At 43.3% G+C, this 15,795-nt stretch carries 27 protein-coding genes; 23 read left to right on the plus strand and 4 right to left on the minus strand.

All coding sequences use genetic code 11. The annotated features are described in order from the left end of the window. Nucleotides 1-179 precede the first annotated feature (179 nt). The gene (locus QQ041_RS13310; RefSeq protein WP_017097423.1) at nt 180-581 is read left to right on the plus strand and encodes an NUDIX domain-containing protein; all 402 of its coding nucleotides are present in this window, start codon (nt 180-182) and stop codon (nt 579-581) included. Between the two features lie 53 nt (nt 582-634). Here the strand turns inward: QQ041_RS13310 and QQ041_RS13315 are convergent, their stop codons facing one another. Next, nucleotides 635-1,036, minus strand: a complete 402-nt coding sequence (locus QQ041_RS13315) for a YkgJ family cysteine cluster protein (protein WP_146491500.1) — start codon at nt 1,034-1,036, stop codon at nt 635-637. A 212-nt stretch (nt 1,037-1,248) separates the two neighbouring features. Here QQ041_RS13315 and QQ041_RS13320 point away from each other — a divergent pair, with 212 nt between their 5' ends. The 16 genes from QQ041_RS13320 to QQ041_RS13395 all read left to right on the plus strand — a co-directional run bounded on the left by QQ041_RS13320 (nt 1,249) and on the right by QQ041_RS13395 (nt 9,947). After that, entirely contained in the window at nt 1,249-1,410 is a 162-nt protein-coding gene (locus QQ041_RS13320; protein WP_017059212.1) for a hypothetical protein, read from the plus strand. Further along, the gene (locus QQ041_RS13325) at nt 1,392-2,108 is read left to right on the plus strand and encodes a pseudouridine synthase (RefSeq protein ID WP_285954175.1); all 717 of its coding nucleotides are present in this window, start codon (nt 1,392-1,394) and stop codon (nt 2,106-2,108) included. Before QQ041_RS13320 ends, QQ041_RS13325 begins: the two co-directional genes overlap by 19 nt. A 65-nt stretch (nt 2,109-2,173) precedes the next feature. Next, nucleotides 2,174-2,548, plus strand: a complete 375-nt coding sequence (locus QQ041_RS13330; protein WP_285954176.1) for a VOC family protein — start codon at nt 2,174-2,176, stop codon at nt 2,546-2,548. 96 nt (nt 2,549-2,644) lie between these two features. Then, a complete protein-coding gene (locus tag QQ041_RS13335) occupies nt 2,645-3,253 on the plus strand; it encodes a sugar O-acetyltransferase (protein WP_146491503.1) in 609 nt (202 codons plus the stop codon). Nucleotides 3,254-3,568: 315 nt separating this feature from the next. Beyond that, nucleotides 3,569-3,982, plus strand: coding sequence for a GFA family protein (locus QQ041_RS13340; protein ID WP_285954177.1), 414 nt, complete (start codon nt 3,569-3,571; stop codon nt 3,980-3,982). 111 nt (nt 3,983-4,093) lie between these two features. Next, nucleotides 4,094-4,651 (plus strand): nucleotidyltransferase family protein, encoded by a 558-nt coding sequence (locus QQ041_RS13345; RefSeq protein WP_285954178.1) that lies wholly within the window; start codon nt 4,094-4,096, stop codon nt 4,649-4,651. 25 nt (nt 4,652-4,676) lie between these two features. Continuing rightward, nucleotides 4,677-5,090: an NUDIX hydrolase gene (locus tag QQ041_RS13350; protein WP_146491506.1), complete on the plus strand. Its 414-nt coding sequence runs from the start codon at nt 4,677-4,679 to the stop codon at nt 5,088-5,090. Between the two features lie 49 nt (nt 5,091-5,139). Continuing rightward, nucleotides 5,140-5,547 carry a VOC family protein gene (locus tag QQ041_RS13355; RefSeq protein ID WP_285954179.1) on the plus strand — a complete coding sequence of 136 codons (408 nt, stop codon included), beginning with the start codon at nt 5,140-5,142 and terminating at the stop codon, nt 5,545-5,547. Nucleotides 5,548-5,579: 32 nt separating this feature from the next. Continuing rightward, nucleotides 5,580-5,999 carry a GNAT family N-acetyltransferase gene (locus tag QQ041_RS13360; RefSeq protein ID WP_146491508.1) on the plus strand — a complete coding sequence of 140 codons (420 nt, stop codon included), beginning with the start codon at nt 5,580-5,582 and terminating at the stop codon, nt 5,997-5,999. Between the two features lie 89 nt (nt 6,000-6,088). Continuing rightward, on the plus strand, nt 6,089-6,445 hold the full coding sequence (locus QQ041_RS13365; protein WP_285954180.1) for a hypothetical protein: 357 nt from the start codon (nt 6,089-6,091) through the stop codon (nt 6,443-6,445). 35 nt (nt 6,446-6,480) lie between these two features. Beyond that, the gene (locus QQ041_RS13370; RefSeq protein ID WP_285954181.1) at nt 6,481-6,951 is read left to right on the plus strand and encodes a GNAT family N-acetyltransferase; all 471 of its coding nucleotides are present in this window, start codon (nt 6,481-6,483) and stop codon (nt 6,949-6,951) included. Between the two features lie 47 nt (nt 6,952-6,998). Continuing rightward, nucleotides 6,999-7,415, plus strand: a complete 417-nt coding sequence (locus QQ041_RS13375) for a VOC family protein (protein ID WP_285954182.1) — start codon at nt 6,999-7,001, stop codon at nt 7,413-7,415. A 187-nt stretch (nt 7,416-7,602) separates the two neighbouring features. After that, nucleotides 7,603-8,184: an HD domain-containing protein gene (locus tag QQ041_RS13380; protein WP_285954183.1), complete on the plus strand. Its 582-nt coding sequence runs from the start codon at nt 7,603-7,605 to the stop codon at nt 8,182-8,184. Nucleotides 8,185-8,356: 172 nt separating this feature from the next. Next, nucleotides 8,357-8,815 carry a DUF302 domain-containing protein gene (locus QQ041_RS13385; protein WP_285954184.1) on the plus strand — a complete coding sequence of 153 codons (459 nt, stop codon included), beginning with the start codon at nt 8,357-8,359 and terminating at the stop codon, nt 8,813-8,815. Between the two features lie 259 nt (nt 8,816-9,074). Beyond that, nucleotides 9,075-9,590 (plus strand): adenylate kinase, encoded by a 516-nt coding sequence (locus QQ041_RS13390; RefSeq protein WP_285954185.1) that lies wholly within the window; start codon nt 9,075-9,077, stop codon nt 9,588-9,590. Between the two features lie 132 nt (nt 9,591-9,722). Continuing rightward, the gene (locus QQ041_RS13395) at nt 9,723-9,947 is read left to right on the plus strand and encodes a hypothetical protein (RefSeq protein WP_285954186.1); all 225 of its coding nucleotides are present in this window, start codon (nt 9,723-9,725) and stop codon (nt 9,945-9,947) included. A gap of 96 nt (nt 9,948-10,043) precedes the next feature. On the opposite strand, the gene QQ041_RS13400 is transcribed toward QQ041_RS13395, so the two are convergent. After that, nucleotides 10,044-10,376: a PBPRA1643 family SWIM/SEC-C metal-binding motif protein gene (locus QQ041_RS13400; protein WP_017068336.1), complete on the minus strand. Its 333-nt coding sequence runs from the start codon at nt 10,374-10,376 to the stop codon at nt 10,044-10,046. 255 nt (nt 10,377-10,631) lie between these two features. Between QQ041_RS13400 and QQ041_RS13405 the strand changes: the two genes are divergently transcribed. The 4 genes from QQ041_RS13405 to catB all read left to right on the plus strand — a co-directional run bounded on the left by QQ041_RS13405 (nt 10,632) and on the right by catB (nt 13,306). Then, entirely contained in the window at nt 10,632-11,348 is a 717-nt protein-coding gene (locus QQ041_RS13405; RefSeq protein WP_285954187.1) for an HAD family hydrolase, read from the plus strand. A 70-nt stretch (nt 11,349-11,418) separates the two neighbouring features. Continuing rightward, nucleotides 11,419-11,838, plus strand: coding sequence for a nuclear transport factor 2 family protein (locus QQ041_RS13410; protein ID WP_146491516.1), 420 nt, complete (start codon nt 11,419-11,421; stop codon nt 11,836-11,838). 16 nt (nt 11,839-11,854) lie between these two features. Further along, nucleotides 11,855-12,586 carry a glucose 1-dehydrogenase gene (locus QQ041_RS13415; RefSeq protein ID WP_146491517.1) on the plus strand — a complete coding sequence of 244 codons (732 nt, stop codon included), beginning with the start codon at nt 11,855-11,857 and terminating at the stop codon, nt 12,584-12,586. 93 nt (nt 12,587-12,679) lie between these two features. Continuing rightward, nucleotides 12,680-13,306 (plus strand): type B chloramphenicol O-acetyltransferase, encoded by a 627-nt coding sequence (catB, locus tag QQ041_RS13420; protein WP_146491518.1) that lies wholly within the window; start codon nt 12,680-12,682, stop codon nt 13,304-13,306. Nucleotides 13,307-13,388: 82 nt separating this feature from the next. On the opposite strand, the gene QQ041_RS13425 is transcribed toward catB, so the two are convergent. Both QQ041_RS13425 and QQ041_RS13430 read right to left on the minus strand, forming a co-directional pair. Next, on the minus strand, nt 13,389-14,567 hold the full coding sequence (locus tag QQ041_RS13425) for a BamA/TamA family outer membrane protein (RefSeq protein WP_285954188.1): 1,179 nt from the start codon (nt 14,565-14,567) through the stop codon (nt 13,389-13,391). A 115-nt stretch (nt 14,568-14,682) separates the two neighbouring features. Beyond that, nucleotides 14,683-15,051 (minus strand): cytochrome c, encoded by a 369-nt coding sequence (locus QQ041_RS13430; protein WP_285954189.1) that lies wholly within the window; start codon nt 15,049-15,051, stop codon nt 14,683-14,685. 205 nt (nt 15,052-15,256) lie between these two features. Here QQ041_RS13430 and QQ041_RS13435 point away from each other — a divergent pair, with 205 nt between their 5' ends. Together QQ041_RS13435 and QQ041_RS13440 are read left to right on the plus strand one after the other, a co-directional pair. Beyond that, nucleotides 15,257-15,508, plus strand: a complete 252-nt coding sequence (locus QQ041_RS13435; protein ID WP_146491521.1) for a Rho-binding antiterminator — start codon at nt 15,257-15,259, stop codon at nt 15,506-15,508. 8 nt (nt 15,509-15,516) lie between these two features. After that, entirely contained in the window at nt 15,517-15,750 is a 234-nt protein-coding gene (locus QQ041_RS13440; RefSeq protein ID WP_136980905.1) for a hypothetical protein, read from the plus strand. Nucleotides 15,751-15,795: the final 45 nt, after the last annotated feature.

Consider the following 15,795-nt stretch of genomic DNA (forward strand, 5'->3'; position numbering starts at 1 on the left):
GTTGACGAGTATCGTCTCTTAGGCTGTCATTTTTCGTTTTGGCTATGATATTTCCTATTCGATTCAATAGAGTATATTCATTCCAGCGTGTAACATACATAGGCTTTGTTTGGTCTTGAGCAATAGAGCGATCAGACTCAGTAATAACGAGAACCAAAACAGAAATAAGGTCTAACGACATGAATAAGGTAATTGATAAGCTCGCTTGGATATTCATTAAAGATGGCAAGTTGTTGATGGTGAGATCAAAAGGCAAAGAACTGTTCTATCTACCGGGTGGTAAACGTGAAGCTGGCGAAAGTGATGAGCAAGCACTGGTTCGCGAAATCAAAGAAGAGATCTCAGTCGATTTAGTGCCGGATTCAATCAAATACGTTGAGACCTTTACAGGCCAAGCTGATGGAAAAGCGGAAGGCGTATCGGTGCAATTGACTTGCTACCTTGCTGATTATACTGGAGAACTGTCTCCGGATGCTGAAATCGAAGAACTTAAGTTTGTTGATGGTAATGACAGAGCGGTATGCTCATTGGCAGCACTGGTTGCGCTTGATTGGTTAGAAGCGAACCAGTATTTGGCCTAAGGTTTTAGCTACTATTAGCTAATGCTGAAGAGGGATCTTCAAAAGCTCATCGCTTATGAATAGCTTGAAGGGCGACTGTCTTTCATCAACAGGTCGAGTTTCCTTTGAGCTTTCTTCGTGTCTTGCAAGTCCACCACTTCAATCATTTCACATTCATCTCGCACCATCTCATTAATCAGGCTTGGATAGTGTCGGCAATCTTCTGGTCGATCTAAGTAAATGCTACATGTGTACTTGGCTTGAGCCTTGGTATCTTTTGTCGTAACCAGCTCTAGAAAAGGGCATCGAGTTAAACGTTCGCCAGTTTCTGGGTCAAACCATATCTCGCTTCCGCGAACATATTCAAAGATGTCGGGGTTGAACAGCTCCCACAAATCGATCTCTTCTTGAGTCGCGGCAAGGTCACCATCGCCGTATTTGATACAGCATTTTCCACATTGATTACAATCTTTCATTATCGACTTCATAAGTTGGTGATCTTTTACCATTTTACCACTGTTGGGCATGGCACGTTGACTTTGTTGTTCATGGTTAAGTCATTACGGGGCGGGAACTTGGAGGAATTGCGGCGACTAAAATCCATTTATCTATACACCACCACTCCAATCGAACCTGTAAATGGTGATACAATTTGTGCCTCTCACGTTATTCAAACAAAGGCGTCAAAATGAGAACCGTATATACCACCGAAGGCAACATCAACGCAAAGAAACAAAAAGAGGCTTACCCAAAGCTCGCTTTATGTGACAAGTGCGTTGGTGATTATGTGGTTATCGAACAAGGTGAACGAACGTACAAGCCTTGTGCTAAATGTGGTGCCGACGATTAATGCGCCTTGATAAATACCTATGTAAAAGCACTGACCTAACCAAGTCTGAAGCGATTGAACGCATACAAAATGGTGAGGTCGACGTAAACAGCGAGACGGTTACCGATGAATCGACTCAGGTTCATGAAAGCAACACCATCTTGTTAAATGGCACTCCGCTTAAGTTGCGAGAATTTCGATACCTCTTAATGCACAAGCCTGCGGGTACTATCTGCTCTAATATCGATGAAGTTTATCCTTCATTGTTCAACTACATCGAGATAGACAAAGCATCAGAACTGCACATCGCAGGGCGCTTAGATGCAGACACTACAGGCTTAGTTTTGATTACCGATGATGGGCGATGGTCATTCAATATCACGCTGCCAACCAAGTCATGTAAGAAGGTATACCGCGTGACATTGTCACGAGATATCAAAGATGATGTCGCTGACAAGTTCAAAGCGGGCGTTAAATTGCAGGGCGAACAAAATCTGACGCGTCCGGCAGAGCTTGAAGTGATTACCAGTAAAGAAGTGCTGTTGACCATAACTGAAGGCAAGTTTCATCAAGTGAAACGAATGTTTGCTGCGGTAGGTAACCGAGTTGTTGGTCTTCACCGTGAACAGATTGGTGATGTGCGTTTAGATGTTGAAGCAGGTCAGTGGCGTTATTTAACCAAAGCCGAAGTCGACTCATTTCAGCAGGGCTCCGAATAAACGTTTTAACCGCTTAATGCGATAAGCCTATTATTACCAGAACATCAACACGATGAGGATGCAGGATGGAAAACCTAAAAGTCACAGAAATTAAGTCTTTCGTGCCCGCTAAAGACTTCGAACTATCTAAGCGATTTTACCAATCAATTGGCTTTGAAGTGATGTCTGAATTTCACGACATCGCCTATCTGCGACACGGCAGTTGTGCATTCCTTCTACAAAATTTTTATGAACCTGCGCACTGTCACAATTACATGATGCACTTGCTGGTCGAAGACGTAAAAAGTTGGTATCAACACATCCAAAACTCTAATGTAGTGCCGGAATTTGAAGTTACCGTTTCCGAGCGAGTTGAGCAGCCTTGGGGAATGCTTGAGTTTTGTATCACTGACCCAAGTGGTGTGCTATGGCGTGTGGCTGAAAACATCAGGCCGCACTAATTCATCCAACTTGTATTAAGGCCAGTGAAAACTTCAAATTATCCATCTGTTTCTTTATTTATGCCGACATAAGGCAATGATCAAATAGGTTCAAACATGGATATAAAGGCTAAAATGCACAGCCAAGACGTTTACTATTGTGACGACGTTGATCTGGTCGCTGAGCAAACACAATGCTTAGAAGTGCTTTACGATTTCAACCACACTCGCCCGAGTGAAGGTGACAAACGCCAACAAATCATGAAGCAGCTGTTCGCCGAAGTCGGTGAGGGCTGCTACATAGAACCACCGTTACATGCGAACTGGGGGCGTCACACGCACCTAGGCAACAACGTATACGTGAACTTCAACCTCACTCTTGTTGACGACACAGACGTATTCATCGGCGATAACGTGATGATTGCGCCTAACGTGACCATTGCCACTGGCACGCATCCTATCAGCCCGGAACTCAGGCTAAAAGCCGCGCAGTTCAATGTTCCTGTTCGCATCGGCAACAACGTATGGCTTGGTGCGCACACGGTTGTACTTCCTGGCGTCACCATCGGTGAAAACTCAGTAATAGGTGCGGGCAGCATTGTCACTAAAGACATCCCAGCCAATGTAGTAGCAGTCGGTAATCCATGCCGTGTGGTACGCGAAATCAACGAACGCGACCGAGAGTATTATCACAAAGAACGCCGCATTCCAGATGAACTAAAGTAAGCAATTTTGACACGCCTGAAATTAGCTGTGACATAAGCCATTGTTATGCAATGGCTTGAACAATTTGGTAGAGTGACAGTTCAATGAGCATGGAGGTTTTATAATGGGAACTGTAATCGGTCTGGTGATTCTAGCTGCTATAGATTGGTATCTTGTTCGTAAAACAGGGCTTCATATACATAAATGGATCTCTAAAAAGTATGCCGCGTATCTGTCGGAGAAGGGAAACAAAAAATAGCCTTTCTTATTAAGTCATCGGTATAAAAAGCGTTATCCGCTATTAATTTTACACACATTGCAAAGATTGGAGGACTCATGAAAGGTAAAGGAAAGTGTCTATGTGGCTCGGTTGAGTTGGAAGTAGAATACGCCAGTAATGAATTAGGGGCTTGTCATTGTAGTATGTGTAGAAATTGGTCTGGCGGTCCGATGTTAGTCATTGATTGTGCTGATTCAGTTAAAATATCAGGTGAATCAAATGTAGTGAGATATAAGTCATCAGATTGGGCGGAAAGAGGCTTCTGCGGCAAATGTGGCACTCATTTGTTCTACTATTTGGTACCAAATAATCAGTTCCACCTTCCTATCGGGTTATTGATGTCAGAGGATGACTACAAGCTAACACATCAGATATTCATCGATGAAAAGCCTGAATACTACGAATTTAAAAATGAAACACAAAATATGACTGGTGCGGAAGTATTTGCCCACTTTGAAAGTGGAGAGTAAGCACTGGGCTGTCACTTCATATTGAAACTGAGACGCTAAAGATCTCATTCGATATGGGAAGTGGCGATACGCTTGTAAAAGTGCGCCATTACTGGACGTTGATAGTTCACGATGAATAAACAAAAACTAAAGAACCTCATTCAACAAGTTCCTGAGTTAATTGAAACAGCCAATGTATGTCGTGGAGTGGGTTTGCCAAACTTCTATATTGCAGGCGGCGCTATCACTCAAATGGTCTGGAATGATATCGAAAACAAACCGCTTCTAGAGCAAGTTAAAGACTTCGATGTAGTCTATTTCAATAATGCCTCAGTCATTACTGAAGATGAGTTCAAAATCCGCATTCGTTCACGGTTAAGTCATTGTGTCGACGTGGACGTAAAGAACCAAGCGACCATTCACGAGCGTTACGCTAAGAAGTTCGGTTGCTTAATTCACCCCTACGATTGTGTTGAACAAGGTATCGAGTCTTGGCTTTCTGCGTTTGCTATCGGGTTTACTCTGGATGATTCAGGAGATATCAAGTTGTTTACACCATACGGTGTAGAGGACGCGTTTGATATGTTGATTAAACCGAATAAGCGAGCAATGACAGAAGTGAACTATAACAAAATGACCGCTGGTTATAAGGCTCGATGGCAGCAAGTCAAAGTGCTCCCTTGGGATTAAACGATAGAGTATTAAGGAGTTTTAAGTGAGTCAGGAAGTAAGAGTAGGTGTCGCTGCGGTTATTCTACGTGAAGGACGAGTGCTACTTGGAGAACGAATTGGTTCTCATGGGGCTCATACTTGGGCAACCCCGGGCGGACACCTTGAATGGGGTGAGAGCATTGAAGAGTGTGCAAAACGCGAAACACTCGAAGAGACTGGCTTAGTTGTTAGTACATTTGAGAAGCTGTCTTTCACCAATGATATTTTTGAGAAAGAGAACAAGCATTATATAACGCTGTTTGTTGTTGCTTCTGACGCTAGCGGCGAACCGCAGATAACAGAACCTGATAAATGCAAGCAATGGAAATGGTTTAAGCTAAATGAGTTACCTGAGCCATTGTTTCTTCCTCTGACGAATCTGTTGAGCGATCCGGCCATCCTTGGGAAGCTAGCTTAGTAAAACAGATTCTTCTCATATCTCTAATTGAATGACTAAAGGATCAATGATGACGTTACGAATAGTTCCAGAGCTTTATTGTTTCGATATTAATGTGAGCAAATACTTCTTTGTCGATGTGTTAGGGTTTGAAGTGAAATATGAGCGCCCAGATGAGGAGTTTGTGTATCTAACGCTTGATGGTGTTGATGTGATGCTTGAAGGGATTGCGGGCAAAAGTCGAAAATGGCTATCGGGTGATCTGGAGTTACCTTTAGGGCGTGGTGTTAACTTTCAATGGGATGTTATCGACATCGAACTTCTTTATCAGAGAGTAAACGAAAGCGGCGCTGATTCTATTTACTTAGCGTTAGAGTCGAAGTCTTATCAATGTGGAGACTCGATCGCGACTCAGAAGCAATTCATTGTTCAAACCCCAGACGGTTATCTCTTTAGGTTCTGCCAAGATATTAGTTAGATATAAGCTGTTAATCCAAAGGTAGGAAGTCAATGAAATATAAATTAGATATCGAGCCTTCTGATGACGACATTAATGAAGTCAGAGGTGGATTAATCAAACACAACACACCGTTTCTGGAAGGGATCCCCAAGTCTCAAGCTGCGTACTACGCGATGGAGGAAGGCAACAAAGTCGGTGGCATTATCGCTGACCTTTGGGGAAACTGGTTACTGATTAAGTTCCTCTGGGTCGATGATTCGATGAGAGGAAAGCAAGTCGGCAGTGAGCTGCTTGAACGTATTGAAGAGTACGCACAGTCTCAAGGCTGTACGTTGTCACTGGTCGATACATTAAGTTTCCAAGCGAAGCCTTTCTATGAGAAACGAGGGTATGAATGTCAGATGGTGTTAGAAAATTACCCTGTAGATTCCTCGCTATCGTTTCTTACCAAGTCGCTCGTCAAAAAGTAGCAATTAAAGACCCCGTATATACAAGGAGAGTAGAGTGGTAAACATTCGAGTACACTCCAATATCAAAACAATCCTTGGAGTATTTAGAAATGTTGTTTTCTAGTCTGTCTAAACCATCGGTTCATGGCTCCGAGTTATGTTCTGAACTGCTCAATTTCTTAACCGAGCATAAGAGTGATTTCGAAGAAAAGTTAATCCCTGATCTGTCATACATCGATGATATGGCACATGTGGTGAACGGTATTAAAATCAAAGACGTTCTACACATCAATGCGAATCAATACCGACTTCAATATTCGTTTGACTGGGAGCTGTTTCTAGGTTGTTCGGATAGGAACGAAACTGGCGCAGAGAATGGAAGTGTTCTATTCACACTTGAGGACGATAACGTTCTTAATATCAACTTCCCAAACTACGGTTCTCGAGATACTAGCGATGAGCTCTAGTCGGTTTTTGTGCGTGTTATATAGAGGAAAGAAAAATGATAACTATCGAAAGGCTTGAAGAGTCACATGTGGCGTTAGTTCAGGCCATCCAATTAGCCGATGAACAGGTCAAGTTCGCTGGCACAGCAGCAGAGTTTTTATTAGACGGCAGTGAAACTACGCACTTACATGTGATTAAGTTTGATAACGAAGTTGTTGGTTTCTTTAAGCTGGATATCGCTTACGCGGAGCACTATGAATTTTGCCCTGAAGGAAGCATTGGGTTAAGAACTTTTGTGCTTGATAAAGACCAGCAAGGTAAAGGTTTAGGAACTGGCACGGTCAAAGCTTTGTTTCCATATTTAAAAGTGAATTACTCAGCGTATGAGTCGATTTACTTAACTGTGAATTGCAAAAATCCCGCAGCATTTCACTGTTATAAGAAAGGTGGCTTCGAAGATACTAATGAACAGTATTTAGGTGGCGCAGCAGGTCCGCAATTTATCATGTGTGGGCGAATTGCTTAGTAACATGAAACAGTTTCCACTGAGTTAAAACCCCAACAAGGTATGTTATGAAACAGAATATTGTCCATATTGCGCTGGTCGTAAAAGACTATGACGAAGCCCTCGATTTTTATGTTACCAAGCTTAAGTTTGATCTCATCGAAGACACCTATCTACCGGAAGAAGATAAGCGCTGGGTTGTTGTTGCTCCACCAAACTCAACTGGTGTGAGCCTGTTGCTTGCTAGAGCTTCCAAGCCAGAGCAACTTGATTTTATCGGTAACCAAGCTGGTGGACGCGTATTTTTATTCTTAAACACCGATGATTTCTGGCGTGATTACGAACGTATGACGTCTTTGGGCATTAACTTTGTCCGAGAGCCTAAAGAGCAAGACTATGGTACCGTTGCTGTGTTTGAAGACCTCTACGGTAACTTGTGGGATCTGCTTCAGTTAAACCCTGAGCATCCAATGGCTAACAGGTAGATTTTGGTGTGACGCTCGAACCTCTGCTCTAGGTTTTTATCGAAGGTTTGGGATGGCGATTGAGGGAAGTGAATTCGAAAAATCGGGTGTCTCTTATTACAAAATGGCGGTTCAATGGGGTTAATGACTCTGGCTGATTGCGCTAACCATTTACCTATCTAAACTCATCAACTCAAGGAAGACCATCGTGGAAGACATTAAAGGCATTCTTCAATTCATGGCTGAAATCGAAAAGCTAAAGGATGTTTATCGACAAACAAAACCGGTTGGATTGGATCGATATGAAAATTCGGCTGAGCACAGTTGGCACGTCTGTTTAAGCGCGCTTATGTTGAAAGACTATGCCAACGAAGAAATCGATATTATACGAGTGATGAAGATGCTTTTGATTCATGACCTAGGGGAAATCGACGCAGGCGACACGATCATTTACGCCAGTGAGACCGAAGAAAACAAACTCAAAGAGAGAAACTGCGTTGAGCGCTTGCTTAAGTCATTACCTAACCATTTAAGAACCGAGTATTTAGAACTATGGCTTGAATTCGAAGCGGGAGAGTCACCAGAAGCTCGATTTGGTAAAGCGATTGATAGAGTGCCCCCTTTACTTCATAACATCCATGGTGGTGGTCATAGCTGGAAGAAGCACAACATATCCAAAGATAAGGTAATGACTTTTAACGGTGAGCGCATTTCTAAAGGCAGTCGTGCTCTATGGAAAGAGCTAGAAGTGCAACTTGAAGGGGCTGCGGAGCAGGGATTACTCAAGTAGAGCTGCTCGGAGATAAAATAAGAACACATAGCGATAATAAGACGCATTAGAAAAGTGATCCTCTCTGCAAACTGAGAATGGGAACATGTCTATACTGAGGTTGGTTACGTCGCTTCCTCTATAAGTGGCGCTATGAATGTAAGCTTTACTAGGTTAAATCTCAGAGGTGATGATGAAAAAATTACTAGCACTATGCGCCATTTTACTTTCGGCATCCTTTTCAGTTGCGGCTTCTGATGGTTTGATTAAATACCAGAGTAATTATTCAGTGAAAGAGACTGCTGACCGCTTTGAAGAAATCGCCAAAAGCAAAGGCCTGACATTGTTTGCGAGAATTGACCATCAGAAAAACGCGAGTAACGTTGATCTCGAACTTAGACCAACCGAGGTTATTATTTTCGGTAATCCAAAAGTAGGGACACCATTAATGCAATGCGCTCAAGATGTCGCGATAGATTTACCGCAGAAGATATTAGTCACTGAGGATTCTAATAAAGAAGTATGGCTATCTTACAACGATCCTAATTACTTGGTAGAGCGTCACGCAATCAATGGCTGTGACGAAGTGGTTAAGAAGATATCGGGTGTACTAAGCAAGCTTTCAGAAGCGACAGTGGCGAAAGCGAAATAGCAAAGTCCAATAAGTACTCATTAAGCTTACTAATGGGTGCAATATGACGATGATATTGCTTACTAGTCAGTGTGTTGACAACTAAACAACAATATATAAAAGTAGTTATATGAAACTGAATTTAGCGCCATCTAACCAACGAATTATCATCATTCCTTAGGAATGATGGGTTTTTGGATGCGTTTTATTTATCGAACCCACCCGTGAGGTGGGTTTTTCGTATCTGCCTTATGGGTTTTATCTCAAAGAAGGAAGTTAGATGAAGAAAGTAGCGGTATTTGGTAAGCCTGGTAGTGGCAAATCTACCGTAAGTAAGGCACTCGCAACTGCGACTGGCTTAGAGCTTCACCAGCTAGACTCCATCGTTTACAAGGCGAATGGTGAGTTCGTTGACAGTGCTGAGTTTGAACAAGCACACGAGAGCATACTGCGTTCCGACAGCTGGATCATCGATGGCTTTGGCCCGCTAGACTCGTTTAACAAGCGCTTAGACGCGGCAGATACTTTGGTTTATATCGATCTTCCTTATCCGATGAGTTATTGGTTTGTGACCAAACGTATGTTGAAAGGCTTGTTTGTGAAACCAGAAGGTTGGCCTGAAGGCAGTTCAGTTGTGAAAGGGACGATACAAAGTTACAAGACACTAAAACTGTGCCCTAAATTTTGGAATGAAGACTTCAGAGAACGCTTAGAATTACGAGCCAAAGATAAAGAGGTACACATCATCACAAGCGTAACTGAGCTAAACAACTTTGTGCGCCAACACGTTGGTTAATAAGTAGAAAACCAAGATCACACTTGAGCATTTCGACTTGCGAGCAACTTTATAAAATGTATCGATTTAGTTCAACGTGTGGCATATTTACCATGCGTTGGATTTTTGTGATTGGCAAAGGCGATAGATATTATGTATGGAAGCGAACAAACAAGAGCGTTCTGTTGTAACTGCAAAGAACTGACTCTGCACAAGTACACTATGTTCAGTAACCAATCCGAAAAAGCGCCACAACATGAAAAGAAGCCAGGGTTACTTGGAATGATTTTATCGTCGCTAGCTTCAAGTGGCGGAAACGGTGACTATAAATGTATAAAGTGTGGAACCAATTTAAGTACACCAGACAACCTAGACTGAGTTTGGTTTACACAAATAAAAACGGGAAGACCCCAATGATCTTCCCGTTAGGTATTGCTTAACTCATCGTGCTATTGGCAGTTTGAGTAAGAAGCCTTATGCACAACACTTCTTGTATTTCTTACCGCTACCGCAAGAACACGGGTCGTTACGGTTAGGGGTCTTTTCAAACGTCATCGTTTTTGGCTTGTTTAGTAGAGTATCAAGCTCGATGGTGTTCTCTTCTTTGTCTGCGTCGACTGTAACGGTAACGAAGATAGTATTTTCAGCGGCTAGTGCTTCAACTTCTGCTTTGCGCGCTTCAGTTTGAACCATTACTGCGATTGGAGATTCTTCAGTACCCGCTTTTACATCGCGGTTTACGTTGTAGCCAGCAAGAACGTGGTTCTGTCTTGTTTCGATACGGCCTTTGAAAAATAGTTTCGACATTGGGTACTCATTAAAAATGTTGAATGGCGCTATTTTTAACGGCGATAGCGCAATGGAGCGGGGATTATACGCATATATTGCAATTGATAAAGCAGTGATGTGAGCAAAGGCTGTTTGGTTTTTGTTTTCTAGCAACGATTTGTTCTCTAGCTCTGTTCCTATTAGACAAATTTTGAAATTTAAGACAATAAGGTTTCCCTCAATAGGGTTTTGAGTGATAAATTCAAATCGTCAATTTAAACAAAGAGATAGTGTATGAAGTTAGATGCCATCCTGTGGGATTACGATGGAACCTTAGTCAATTCTGTTCCCAAAAATATTGCAATCACAAAAGACATTATCTCTTTGGTCGCACCACACTTGTCAGGTGATAACTTACCTAAATATCTGCTCAGCGAAGCGCTTTATCATGAAGCCAACCACGGCGCTAAAAACTGGCAAGCCTTATATGTCGACTACTACGGCTTATCCCATGACGAAATGTTGATCGCTGGTGGAATGTGGGCAGAGCATCAAGAGAAAAACCAAACAGCCGTAGCTTTGTTTGACGGCATGGAAACGGTGGTCAATCAGTTTGCTCATCTTCCTCATGGAATCTGCTCTCAAAACTCTCAATTGAACATTCGCGCCGTGCTCGACAGTTATGGCATTGGCGATTTGTTTAAATCGGTAGTGGGTTATGACGATGTCTCTAATGGCAACCAAAAACCACACCCGTTTGGTGGTGTGAAATGTGTTGAGAACATATTTGGAGCAGAACAAGCTAATGAGCTTTGTTTGATGTATATCGGTGACCATGAAGCGGACACACAATTTGCTCGTAACATTGAATCTGCACTGGGTAAGAGCACAAAAGTGATTGCCGTGGCCGCAGGTTATAGCCGATCTGAGCCTGAAAATTGGCAAACCAAGCCCGATTACATTGCGAACAGTGTCGATGATCTTTTAACGATCATTAGTAAGTACGCATAGAAAGCTAAGTATGCATAACGAAGCAGTAAACTTAAAAATCACCAAACGTGAATGACTTTAAGGAAGAGTGATGACACCAAAACAAGTGGTATTAGGATTTTGGGATGCAATGCGCAGTAATGATTTTGCAAAGGCAAGTGAATGGCTAGCCGCAGATTTTGAAGGCTATTGGCCCCAGTCGTCTGAATTGACGGTAGGGCGTGCCAACTTCACGGCAATCAACTCTGAATACCCAGCCAATGGTGTTTGGGAGTTCACGCTCAATTCGATTGTCTGTGAAGGTGATACCGTAGTAACGGACGTTTCAGTTACAGACAGTGTATTGAAAGACCGAGTGATCACCTTTCACACGGTCGTTGATGGTTTAATTCAAAAGCAAACTGAGTTTTGGCCAGACCCATTTGAAGCGCCGGCGTGGCGATCGCAGTGGGTTAAGGTAGTATCGAGCAATCAGCTTATATCGAATAATCAGGTTGCATCGAATAAGTAAGTATTAGGAGGTTTCATTGAGCAAGGTAGTGATTGTAACCGGCGGAAGCCGAGGCATTGGCGCAGCGACGTCTAGATTGTTGGCCACTAAAGGCTATGCCGTATGCGTTAACTTCATACACAATGAGTCGCGAGCTGAAGACCTAGTGAATGAGATTCGTGAGCAGGGCGGAACCGCGATAAGCGTGCGTGCGGATGTGTCTGTTGAATCGGATGTGAAATCCTTATTCGAGATTGCTCGTAACAAGCTAGGCCCAGTGACCCACTTGGTCAATAATGCCGGGATTTTGTTTACCCAGTCACCATTAGTTGACATCGAATTGGATCGCTTTGAAAAGGTGATGAAGTCCAACGTATCAAGCTGCTTTCTGTGCAGTAAAGCCTTTATCAAACAAGCTGATGGTGCAGGTTCGATTGTGAATGTATCGTCTGCCGCTTCTCGCACAGGCGCACCGTTTGAGTATGTGGATTACGCAGCATCGAAAGGTGCGATGGATTCACTAACCAAAGGCTTATCGCTTGAATTGGCTTCACGCAATATCCGAGTGAATGGCGTAAGGCCAGGTTGTATTTATACTGAGATGCATGCAGACGGCGGAGAGCCAGATCGCGTAGACAGACTAGCTTCGCAGCTACCATTACAACGAGGTGGCACACCAGAAGAAGTAGCGAACTCTATCGCTTGGTTATTATCTGATGAAGCTTCGTATGTAACCGGCTCGTTTATTGATATTGCTGGCGGTCGATAGGGCGTATTGGTCTTCAAATTAAGGTAAACCAGTTACAACCATCAACACGCAACAAAAGTACCTAACTAAAAGAACGAAACTAAGAGTACAAACATGAAAAACTATTTTGAAAGTCCGTTTGTTGGTAAGTCACTCAAAGAACAAGTGACCAACCCAAACATTATTGTGGGCGAGCACAGCTATTACTCGGGTTACTACCATAACCACAGCTTTGATGACTGTGCGCGTTACCTATTACCGGATAGATCAGACATCGATAAACTGATCATTGGCAGCTATTGCTCGATTGGCTCTGGCGCCGTGTTTATGATGGCGGGCAACCAAGGTCACCAAAACCAGTGGGTGAGTACCTTCCCATTCTTCTATCAAGACGACGAGAAGTTTGAAGGTGCGATAGACGGCTTTGAACGCTCTGGTGATACCGTGATTGGTAACGATGTTTGGATTGGCACAGAAGCCATGATCATGAGTGGTGTTAAGGTCGGTGATGGAGCCATCATCGCAAGTCGAGCGGTTGTGACTAAAGACGTCGCACCATACTCGATTGTTGGTTCAAACCCAGCGCGTCACATCCGTTATCGTTTCAATGAAACTGAAATCGCTCAGTTACTAGCAATGAAATGGTGGGCGTGGAGCGAAGAACAGATCAAAGGCGCAATGTCGTTGATGTGTTCTTCAGATATCAATGGGCTTTACCAATATTGGAAAGCATTCAAGTAATTATTGTGACCGGAGCGCTTTGTCTCATCGTTACTGCTTTGGTTTATCGCTTTGATTTATCGGGTAAGCACTGCGTAATGAATTAGATACCCGCACCGACTTGGAAGTAGAGGGCGGTATCTTCTTCACTGAACGCAATATCAATGCCTGAAATAAGACCATAGCGTCTTGCGATAAGGTAACGGAACCCGACGCCGTAAGCCGCGTGAGAGCTTTGATCAAACATGTCTTGATTACTGCTACCCGCATAGCCAATTCCCGTAAACACCGCGGTTGACCAACGTCGTGTCCATTGTTTGCTTACTTGAACTTCTGCCGCGACCGTGTGTTCACCTTGATAACGATTACGGGCGATACCTCTCAGTTCAATGTCTGGGTAATATTGAGGAGAAAGCACTCGTTCATTGGTCGACAATGATTTGTACTGTCCTCGCAATGCTAGGTTCCACTCCTTGTTTAACTCCCAATAGTTCAGCCCTTCCACATTAAACGTTTGGTAGGTGTAGTCACTGCCAATCGCATCACCAAACCAAAGGTATTCCGCGACATAGTTGTAGCCTTGCGTCGGATTCAAGAAGCTGTTCTTGCTGTCGTATTCGGCGATTAGACCCAAACCGGAAGAGGTCGGTGACGTGTTGCCAATGTTGTTTAAGATTTCTTGTGCTTTGGGGTGGTTATTAAGTGAAAGAGTGGGTGCAAAAAACTGCTGAGAAAACCCCAGTAACCATTGGGAGTCGGGTACTCTAAATTGGAGTTTCTGTATCCCGCCCATGCCCTTGAGTCCTAGCTCAACACCTTCGTTTGGATCGAGTGGAAGCAGAGCATTCGATGAGCTTTGTCGATAGAAGGTCATGTTGATATCGCCATAACCTAAGCCACCAAGGTAGCGTATTGAATCTTCCTTCCAACTGCGCTTGTGACCAACAAACGCCATCCAAGTGCCATTCTCTGTTGCAAAACCGCCAACCGCAGTGATTGCAGGGGTAAGAAGCTGCGCGCCGCCATCGATGGATTTTTCGGCGAGTTGTTTACGCGTGTTTTTTTGTTCGTCAGATTCGTGCATGAAGATGCCGGTGAAGCCGCCACCATATCCTACCGCAGGCTCTGTAATGAGAATTGGGACAGGAAGAAAACCATAGGCATTTTCTGCGAGGTATTCTCCCATATCGAGTTGGCCATCAATTTCATCGATAAAGCTGACGGCGTGGGTCGTCGTAGAAACAAGTATCAGGCTACTTAGTGCTAGGGGGTTAAAGGTCATAACATTCCGTATTATTCACTATCTATTAAATTGAGTGTAATCAATCAAATAGTTAGCGCAATAGAACGGGGAGTATTAACCGAGATATCTGTTCAAAAGGCGATTGGAACACCGTTTACTTTTGGATTAGCTCTACGTACGTCAGAATATCCAGAGCATCTTGCTTTGTGATAACGCCTTGCCATGCTGGCATGCCTTGTTCTACATCGCCTTCTAAAATGTCATCCGCCAAAGAACTTGGACTGGTAAAAAAGCCGCTTAGTTTATTAGCGATGTTAGCGGGCTTGTGTGGTAACGAAGCGGCAGTAGGCCCGTTTCCGTGACCTTTGTCGCCATGACACACCTGACAAAGCTGTCGATACTTGGTTTTGCCATTGGCGAAGTGACTCGCGTCGACTTCTGAGGCTGCACTCGCATTAAAGGCTATCATTGAAGCGACTAAACCCAAGAAAGCTAACACGTGTATATGGTTCATGGTTTTCATTGTTCTATTCTCGATTATTATTTAACAATGAAAGAATAAGCAGGTGTGAGTAGAAGAAACGTGAATGAGATAGCTTGATTATCCCGAATTCAAAGCAGGTTTGGTTACGGGTGACCATCATGTGATTTAGGTAAATGATTGATTATATGCATATTGCATAGTATGGCGTGTCGCATTAGCGTGGTGGATGAATTGGAGGGGTATTATGATTAGTTGCAACGATTACGATTATATTGAGATTGTGTGTATGCACCGATACCCAATCAAGTTAACTCTGAAATCTGGCGAGCAGATTGAATGCGTCGGGTTAGATACTCAACGCAATGACAGCCGTGAAGAGTGTATTAAGGTCAGTATTCACGGTTCGGAACAACTCGTCGTACTCACTGATCTTTCCACACTAGAAGTCTGTGTCGATAATCCTCATTTTCAGCAGATTTCATTCAAAACGTCATAGGTTGTCAAATGAATAACACGATAGAGCAATGCTATTGCACCGCGTGCCGAGAAGACACACAACACGTTGTTGTGTTGGTTAGAAAGACGAGTGCATTTGCAGACAAACCCAACCAAAAGCGCAGCGAGTTTTGGGCAGGCGTGATTAAAGGTTGGTTCCTCGGTCCGTTTATCGCGTCAATGGATGAGTTTTCTCGTCATCTTGTCTGCGAAAAGTGTGGTCATAAAGAGATACAAGATTAGTTAAGATCTAACAGAATTACAGCGTCAATTGGCTTAGGAAAAAAC

The sequence above is a fragment of the Vibrio sp. TMPB1044 genome, assembly GCF_030442075.1.
Classification (GTDB): Bacteria; Pseudomonadota; Gammaproteobacteria; order Enterobacterales; family Vibrionaceae; genus Vibrio; species Vibrio satsumensis.